At 32.9% G+C, this 3,241-nt stretch carries 2 protein-coding genes; one reads left to right on the top strand and one right to left on the bottom strand.

What is annotated here, in order from left to right; genetic code table 11:
- Positions 1-32 precede the first annotated feature (32 nt).
- Positions 33-2,051: a hypothetical protein gene (locus tag EVJ48_10400; GenBank protein RZV36438.1), complete on the bottom strand. Its 2,019-nt coding sequence runs from the start codon at positions 2,049-2,051 to the stop codon at positions 33-35.
- A 323-nt stretch (positions 2,052-2,374) separates the two neighbouring features.
- Here EVJ48_10400 and EVJ48_10395 point away from each other — a divergent pair, with 323 nt between their 5' ends.
- Positions 2,375-3,178, top strand: coding sequence for a transposase (locus EVJ48_10395; GenBank protein RZV36437.1), 804 nt, complete (start codon positions 2,375-2,377; stop codon positions 3,176-3,178).
- Positions 3,179-3,241: the final 63 nt, after the last annotated feature.

Here is a 3,241-nt window from a genome sequence, read left to right as displayed (position 1 = left end):
AAAACCCAATAAATACATTTTTTGCATAAATTTCATATTTGCAGTCTGTTCATCAATGCGTTAAATCTGTCTTTCAGTTCATCGGCGGCATCGACTTTAATGTAACAATGAGCGGCGGCATATGAATAAAAGGAATTAACGCCATCTGCTTCCGCTAAATGTTCGGACAAAGGCTTAAGTTCGCTTTCCGAAGGTTCCTCCAAATAAGTCTTTTGATTAAAATAAACGGAGACGTCGGCTTCGGAATAATAGTTTAAGTTTAAGCCGCTTTTTCCTGCCGTTCCTGCTCTGTTCTCAAGTCTTTTCAATATAATTTCTTCTTTTTCATCGTATATTTTTGAATATAACAATATAAAAATGCAGTCTTTTTTATTAAAAGCGTTAATTATTTTTTCCCTGTAAGAACGTTTTAAAAAGGTAGCGTCGAATATTACCCCGCCGCCGCTACCGCCGCCTACGCTTCCATTTGAATCTACCCCGCCGCTTATGCCTCTTAAGCCATCGCCTATGCTTACGCCTTCAATTTCGTCCGACCTTGCCGAATTATATGTATTTTGCGTATTTACGGCTCCTATGTCATTTACGGCGGTATTATGCGTATCGTCTTTAAGCGCCTTGTCCGCTGCGCTTCTGCATTTTTCAAATTCTTTTAAACCTTCTTTGAGCATAATTCGGTAAACTTCAAAATTAGCTTCTGCAGAATATTTTACGGACTTTTCGGCAGAACCGTATAAAGCGTGCCTAATTTCGTCCGTAGAAAAAACGCGGGCGTAAAACCATGCCGAAAGCAGACGGGAAAGAGACGATTTTCCGCTGCCCGAAAGACCGCAGTTAAGAATTACGACCGGTTTTTGTGCAGTTGCAAGATAAAAAGCCGCTAATTTAAAATATTCCATAGCTTTCAAGCGCATGTCCTCGCCGGAGTCTTTAGAAAGAAGGGAAATTTTACATCTTACTATCGCCCTGTACGCTTTAAAAAGAGGTATTACTAAATGCTCGTATTGCTCGAACGGAGCTATATATTTTAAATAGTTAAAAAAGTTTTTATAGTAACCTAAAAATTTAACCGATTCGTAAAAATATCCGTTAAACTCAAAATCCATAAGCAAAAAAGCGATATCTAAATATATATCCTGACATCTGTATCTTTCGTCAAATTCGACGCAGTCCATAAGGCAGATACCGTTAACGCGGCTATGGTCTAAAATGGCAATATGTTCCATTCTTAAATCGCCGTGAACGTCCCTTACGAAACCGCTTACTGCGCGCAAGCGGATAAATTCGGCAAACGAACGCGAAGAAAGCAGAGACTCTATAAAAGCAAAGAAATCTTTGAAAAATTCTTCAGAAAAGGAAGAAAAAATGTCTGATTTATTTATTGTTATTTTTTTAAAAAATGAATGAGAATCCCTTAAGTTTTTCTTATCAGCTGATACTATATATTCTTTTACCGTTTGAAAGTTGTCCTCCCAGTTTGCCTTGTAAACATCGTAACCGCCAAATTTGGAAATTCTTTTAGATTTCCGGGCGTTCTTATGAAATAAATATATTTTTTTTGCCGTTTTTTTTAAAATATCTTCTAAAATATCGTCTATATTTATATTCGTATAACTTAATCCAACATGTTCGGAAAGGATACTGCTTAAAAAAAAAGCCGTATCCACCCTTTTCATCCTTACTAAAACGTCTATGAGTTTTCCGCCTTTAAAACCTATGAAATAGCGGTCTTTTTTTTTACGTAATTCCAGCAAGTCTAAATAAATTCCGGAACATGCCCGCCTGTTTAAAGACAGCTCTTTTTTAGCGAAATAAATTCTTTTTTCAAGGGAAGTATAATCGACAAAACCAAAATTAACGATTTTTTTTTGCTTGTATGCAAATTTATCGGTAAGATAAACGCGGGATATATGAGTTTCTATAATTTCACTAGGATTCAAAAGATTAGATATAGCTTCCGAGACTTCTTTTTTGTTGACTCCGTTATTATTAACGCTATTGTCAACGCCATTGTCAAGCATCGTTTCTTTTGCATTTTTCATAATGTTTTGCATAAGGTTTGCATGTTATTTTATTTTTTTAATATCTAAAAATTATCTTTTAAACTATAAAACTACAAAAACGCAATAAAATTATAATCGGATAAACGATTTGTAACGATTTTGTAATAAAAATTTAACATATATTTAATATTATTGTAATAATTTCTTAACATTAAATTAGTATAATAAATATTGCTATAAATGGCAACGATAACAAATTTAATTTTTTAATCTTAATTTTAATTTATTTTTAATTATTAACTAAATTTGATTGAATTTTTTTAATTTATTTTAATTTATTTTTTTATTAGTTTAGTTTAAAATACATAAAATAAATGCCTAGAAAAATGAGAATAATATTGCCAAATTGTCCGCACCATATAATTCAGCGCGGTCATAACCGCCAGATTATTTTTGCGGAAAATTCAGATTATGAAAGATATTTAAATAATGTTTTGGAATTAAAAGCGAAATTCGATATAAAAGTTTTTGCCTACTGTCTTATGACAAATCACGTACATCTGCTTTTACAACCAGGGGACGACGCATATAAAGTCCCGCTTTTTATGAAAACCCTATCGGCAAGAACTACCCGTTACTTTAATATGCTGGAAGGAAGAACAGGCACTCTGTGGGAAAGCAGATATAAATCAAGCCCGGTTCAAAAAGAATATTATTTGTTGAATTGCTGCCGATATATTGAATTAAATCCTATAAGGGCAGGTGTTGTAAATCATCCTATCGAATATAAATGGTCAAGTTTTTCAGAAAGAATGACTTATGGAATAAATGACGATACAGATATAAAAATGGGAATAAATGAAATTAATGAAATAAATGAAATAAAAATGAATGATGAAGAAGAAAACGCACGAATATTAGATTTAGATAAGGTATTTTTAAGTCTTGGAGAAACTGGCGAAATAAGATTAAAAAATTATGAAAAATTCATTGGCGAAACTAGCCCGCCCGAAGAAATTAGTTTCTTAAGAGATTCCGTAAAACGCGGCCAGTTAACCGGAAATTCCATATTCGAAGAAGCAGTTCAACGTATCATAGGTATTAGAATAGAAAGACGCTCGCAAGGAAGACCGTTTAAAAAAGATTTTAACAAAAAAGGCAGGAAAGAAAAAATATAAAAAACAATTAATTTTTTAATTTTAAAAATCAGACTAACACGAAATATCTAACGCTACCATAGC

Origin of the sequence: Candidatus Acidulodesulfobacterium acidiphilum, from assembly GCA_008534395.1 — a bacterium.
GTDB classification, from domain to species: Bacteria; SZUA-79; SZUA-79; order Acidulodesulfobacterales; family Acidulodesulfobacteraceae; genus Acidulodesulfobacterium_A; species Acidulodesulfobacterium_A acidiphilum.
Note: the sequence above shows the minus strand (reverse complement) of the source record. Positions and strands in the feature narration are given on the sequence as shown.

What these genes read in the sequence shown, in the direction of transcription:
- EVJ48_10400 (RZV36438.1), bottom strand. Translation starts at nt 2,051, where the DNA reads ATGCAAAACATTATGAAAAATGCAAAAGAAACGATGCTTGACAATGGC.
- EVJ48_10395 (RZV36437.1), top strand. Translation starts at nt 2,375, where the DNA reads ATGCCTAGAAAAATGAGAATAATATTGCCAAATTGTCCGCACCATATA.